Annotated in this window: 4 protein-coding genes; 2 read left to right on the top strand and 2 right to left on the bottom strand. The window is 65.0% G+C overall.

Annotated elements, in window-relative coordinates; all coding sequences use genetic code 11:
* Positions 1-1,942: carboxypeptidase regulatory-like domain-containing protein (locus tag JSV65_10400; GenBank protein UCH33003.1), on the top strand; the 1,942-nt coding region annotated here is incomplete at its 5' end.
* 503 nt (positions 1,943-2,445) lie between these two features.
* Here JSV65_10400 and JSV65_10395 read toward each other — a convergent pair.
* Entirely contained in the window at positions 2,446-2,616 is a 171-nt protein-coding gene (locus tag JSV65_10395; protein UCH33002.1) for a hypothetical protein, read from the bottom strand.
* A 558-nt stretch (positions 2,617-3,174) separates the two neighbouring features.
* Between JSV65_10395 and JSV65_10390 the strand changes: the two genes are divergently transcribed.
* Positions 3,175-4,092, top strand: coding sequence for a prepilin-type N-terminal cleavage/methylation domain-containing protein (locus JSV65_10390; GenBank protein UCH33001.1), 918 nt, complete (start codon positions 3,175-3,177; stop codon positions 4,090-4,092).
* Positions 4,093-4,352: 260 nt separating this feature from the next.
* Here the strand turns inward: JSV65_10390 and JSV65_10385 are convergent.
* A partial coding sequence (locus JSV65_10385; protein ID UCH33000.1) for a hypothetical protein occupies positions 4,353-5,029 on the bottom strand: 677 nt, incomplete at its 5' end.

The raw sequence follows: 5,029 nt of genomic DNA, 5'->3' as shown, positions 1-5,029 counted from the left end.
TGGGTCTGCCGGCCTGCGGGTGATTGACGTTTCCGACCCCGCGGCGCCCCTGGAGGTGGGCTTTCTTGACACGCCGGGCACTGCCTATCATGTGGCGGTTGCGGGCGGGTATGCCTACGTCGCGGATGGTGCCAGCGGACTGCGCGTGATCGACGTTTCGAACGCCGCGGCGCCGGTCGAGGTCGGCTCCTGCCACCCGCCTGACTTGGCCTATGGCATAGCACTGGCGAGCGGGTATGCCTACGTCGCGGATGTATATGGCCGCCTGCGGGTGATTGACGTCTCCGACCCCGCGGCGCCCCTCGAGGTGGGCTCTTGTGACACGCCTGGGTACACCTATGGGGTGGCGGTTGCTGACGGGTACGCCTACGTCGCGGATTGGTTTGGTCTAACAGTGGTTGACACCTCCAACCCCGCGGCACCGGTGGAGGTCGGTTACCTAGACACGCCAAGCCTGGCCGTGGGAGTGGCGGTCGCGGACGGGTACGCCTACGTCGGGGATTATAATGCCGGTCTCAGGGTGATTGACATCACGAACCCGGCGGCGCCGGTCGAGGTCGGTTACTTAGACACGCCGGGCAATGTCTACAGTGTAGCGGTCGCGGGCGGGTACGCCTACGTGGCGGATAACGGATGGGGCCTTGTGGTCGGCGGCGGCCGCGGCGACGTGGCTGGCCAGGTGCGCCGGCGCGGCACGACCACTAACCTTCCTGGCGCGACAGTCGAAGCGCGTCAAGAGGGGACTCTGAAGGGCTCGGACGTGACGGGGCTCACCGGGTTGTACTCAGTGCCAAACCTGTTGCCTGGCGCGTACGTTCTGACGGCAGGCAAGGCTGGCTATGGCAACCAGAGCAAGTCCGATGTGCGGATTACGCCGGGCCAGGACGGCCAATACGTCAATTTCAACCTTTACCCTGTGCAGTTGACGGGGCAGGTAAGCCAAGCGGGCACCACCACTTACCTCGCCGGGGCGACGGTGCGCGTCTATCAGGGCAATGTGCTAAAGGCTAGCGCAAACACCGACGGTGGCGGCATCTATCGGATCGGCGGGCTCCCGGATGGTACTTACGATGCGGTAGCCTCCCACGCGGGCTACGTCCGACAGTTCAAGCTTGACGTGCCGATCGCCGCCGGCAGCGTAACGAACCGCAACTTCTTCCTGGCCGTTTCGGGCAGACTCAAGGGCCAGGTCAAGGACAGGACCACGGGCAGGAACCTGCCCGGCGCGACCGTTTTCGCGCGCAGCGGCGGCATCACCTGGGCGAAGACCAGAGCCAAGGACTGGGCCGTATATGAGATCAACGCCGACCTGCCGCCGGGGACCTACGTTATGCAGGCGAGCCAGCCCGGCTACCTGTCGCAGGCCAAGAAGGGAATCGTCGTCACCGCGGGTGCGACGAGCATCGTGAACTTCAATCTGGACCCGCTCCTGAAGGGACAAGTCAGACAGGCGGGCACAACGACGAACCTAGCGGGTGCGACGGTGAAGGTGTATCAGGCGGATGTGCTTAGGGCAACGACGACCACTGATGCAAGGGGCATCTACCAAGTGGGCGGATTGGCGGCGGGCACCTACACTGCGGTCGCCTCCAAGGCCGGTTATGTCCGCCAGACTAAGCATAACATTACGATATCCGAAGCTGCCTATACCTACGTCAACTTCAACCTGTCGGTGTCTGGCAAGCTTAAAGGGCAGGTGAAGAACCGGGTGACCGGCGCGAACCTCATCGGGGCGACCGTATTCGCCCGCAGCGGGGGTATCATCTGGGCGACGACTACGACCACCGCCCCGTGGGGAATCTATGAGATCAACGCCGACCTGCCGCCGGGGACCTACGTTATGCAGGCGAGCCGGCCCGGCTACCTGCCACAGGCGAAGAAGGGCGTCATCGTCACCGCCGGCAATACAACTTACGTCAACTTCAGCCTGCAGCCGCAGTAGCGGAGTCTTCGGCACGCGTCAAGCGTGTGCGCCGGCTGGTGCGTCCAGTCGCTGGCAGAGCCTGGTGGCGGGCTGGTGGCTGGTGACGGTTCGCGCGCTGCGCGGGCGAGCTTGCCGCGATTCGAACCAGCGATCTTAGCCCGCTTGGCGCCAGAGACGACGGTCAAGCGACCGGGTTTCCTTTCCTTATGCGCCAAGCGCGCGCCCGCGACCACCCGGCAACCACGATCTCAGCCTCGATCCCCACCGGCGGAAAGGTTATCGCTTCTATCATGCACGGCCCACCACCCCATCCTCCGTCTCCCGCGCGGGGAAGAGCGCTCCAGGTCGGGCCGTTTCCACTCGCCGTGAGCATCACCACAGGATACGCGGGGTCAATCAAGACTCGAAGCGAGACACATCACGGCTGGCCCGTGATCCGCTTCCCTGATTGGTCTTAGGAGCGCTGAGGCCCGACGCTTCCGGCACCCCGCTGCCCCATCGTGCGACTCACCTGCCCCGCGTCATCTCACAGCGACCCCTATGTAGTACGGCCAGATGACGAGCGCGAGCACCGCCTTCCAGAACGTCAGCTTGAGATACCCGATCGTGAACAGCCAGCCGATACACCACAGCGGTATCTCCGGCCGAGAGCACGTCGTGACCGCCTTAGGGGCCTTGCAGTCATCACCCATTTCACAGCCTCCTTCTCCCCGCACCTCACGCGCAACGGAATCCGTCGCTTCTCAGTTCCCTGGCAGCCACATCGTACCATGACTCCGCCATGCACAGCTACGCCGCTCACACCCGCTCGGATCCGCCCCGGACCGAAGCCCAAGTCATCGGAGTCCGTGCTTCTGGGCGAGGATTCACCCTTTATCCAGCCCCCTAGAGGCCGTGGTGCCGCAAGAAACCCAACCGGGCAGAAAAGCCACAACCGCGTCGGAGACGTGCAGGGAAGTCGCCGCCAAATGGTGAACCTCTTCCCTTAGTGGGCCGCTCCGAGCGGCAATCCAACTCGGAATACGGCTGAAGCGGCCGAATCGGAGCAAGCGTCGGTTCTCGCGCCGATGCGACCAAGCGTGTCACGCATGCGCCAGGCGACCTATCCGCGGTTGCGGCAGGCGTTTCACGCGGCCGCATTTGGCTTGGCATGAAACGGAACAACTGCGCGACTATGCGCCCGCAAGGAGGTGAGGAAGACTACAGGGCATCGAGCTGTCATATCTGGTCGGTGAGCAAACGGCTTTCGCATGACGAAAAAGGAGGCAGGTCATATGCGGAAGAATCGCGGCTTCACCCTGATCGAGTTGCTGGTTGTGATTGCGATAATCGCAATCCTCGCCGCCATCCTGTTCCCCGTGTTCGCTCGAGCGCGGGAGGCGGCGAGAAAGGCGACGTGTATCTCGAACTGTAAGCAGATCGCACTGGCGGCGCTGATGTACGCGCAGGACTATGACGAGGTGCTGCCGGCGGCCAACGGCAGTGGCGACGAGGCAACGGCGCACCCGATTGACGCGGCCAACGGGTCGCTCACGCGGGCGGCGGCCAATGCGGCCAACCTCGGTTCTCTGGACTACTGGCAGTTGGCGGACGTGCTGACACCGTACGTCAAGAGCCTCGACTTGTTCCAGTGTCCGACCCTGATGCGGCGGGCAGACTGGTTCAGGATCACGACCCAAGTCCTGACCTCCGGACCCGCCGTCGGCGTGCGCAAGGTCGGTAACGTCAACCCCGGCTCCGACTACGACGGGTATAGCTGGGAGTGGTGCGGTTCCTACTGGTGGGGCTGTGTTCACTACCCCTACGGCGCAGGAGTCGCGGCAGGCACTTACGGCGAGGACATCGGGCGGATGTGGGATGCCTGCATCATCATCGGCTACGTCAACGACACCGATGACCCACAGGAGTACTGGGCCTGCTCGAATGCTGTGGGCAACTTCGACGACCCGGTGTGGAAGCCGATGGGTGGGTGCCTATCCTACGGCGCGCACGAGGGCTACAGCCAGGAGTACCAGAACGACCACGTCATCCCGGTCGAGTTGGGCGGCACCCCGCCAAGCATCCCGATCTCGATGACCATCATGTTCGCGGACGGTCACGTCAAGTACATGCGGCTCAGCTTCTACGCCGCCATGGCGCTGATTTCTGCGCCGAACGAGATCCAGTAATCCGCGGCTTGGCCAGAGCAGTTGTGGACCTCGCTGCCGGACTATTGCGATGGCTCCCATCTCGACGGGACGCCTCAGCTTGCCGGCCCGCCCGATGCTCATCTCGGGCGGGTCGGGCCGTATCGGCCGGGACGGCGCGCAGCGGGGCCGGATTGCGCACGAGGCGCCGCGCGCATCGTCAGAAGTCACCACCACGCCAAACGTCCGCCGCAGTCGCCCTTCAGTGCCGCAACTCGGTCGCTTGGTGTTCGCAGACCCGCCTAGCTGCCCTCTCGAATCGTCAGCCCCGTCGCACCGGCTTGCTCGACTATCCACGTTCCGCCGGCGCGCACGGGATGGAAGCTCGTGTGAACTGACCCCGCCTCCTGCGCGCGCCCGCCAAACCACGCCGACACCGCCGTAGAGGGGGACGGCGCGAGCTTCATGATCGTCTCGCTCCTCGGATTGATGGTGACGCGCTTGTTCGAGGGCTCGGGCACCTCGACCGTGATGGGCTGCGAGCAGGTGTTGCGAATCGTGACATCCACGAACGCCGCGCTCTCTCCTGTCGGCGGCGGCGTAGCCGGCGCGGAAGGCTGGCGCGTGGGCTGCGGGGATAAAGGCATCGCGGGCACCGTCGGCTCCGCCGGCGAAGTAGGCGCAGCGGCTTCGGCTTGATTCGGGCTCAGCATCCACGCGGGAACGGCGATCTCCGTTGGCTCAACCGCGGCCTGTGGCGGCGTTTCCGGCGCCGCCTCCGCAGGCTCGGTCGCTGCCTCGAGCGGGATTTCCTCGCCAAGAGCTGGGGCTTCTGCGGCCGGCGCCACCGGTTTGCCGGGGGTCATGTACGGAACGGAGGCCGCCAGGGCCTGCGGGACGGACACCGACGCAGCACCGGTTGGCGGCGTTGCTTCCGCCGCGACGGCGCCGCGATCACCGGCAGGAGGCGCAGGGGTGG

This window comes from Armatimonadota bacterium (genome assembly GCA_020354555.1).
Lineage (GTDB): Bacteria > Armatimonadota > Hebobacteria.
Note: the sequence above shows the minus strand (reverse complement) of the source record. Positions and strands in the feature narration are given on the sequence as shown.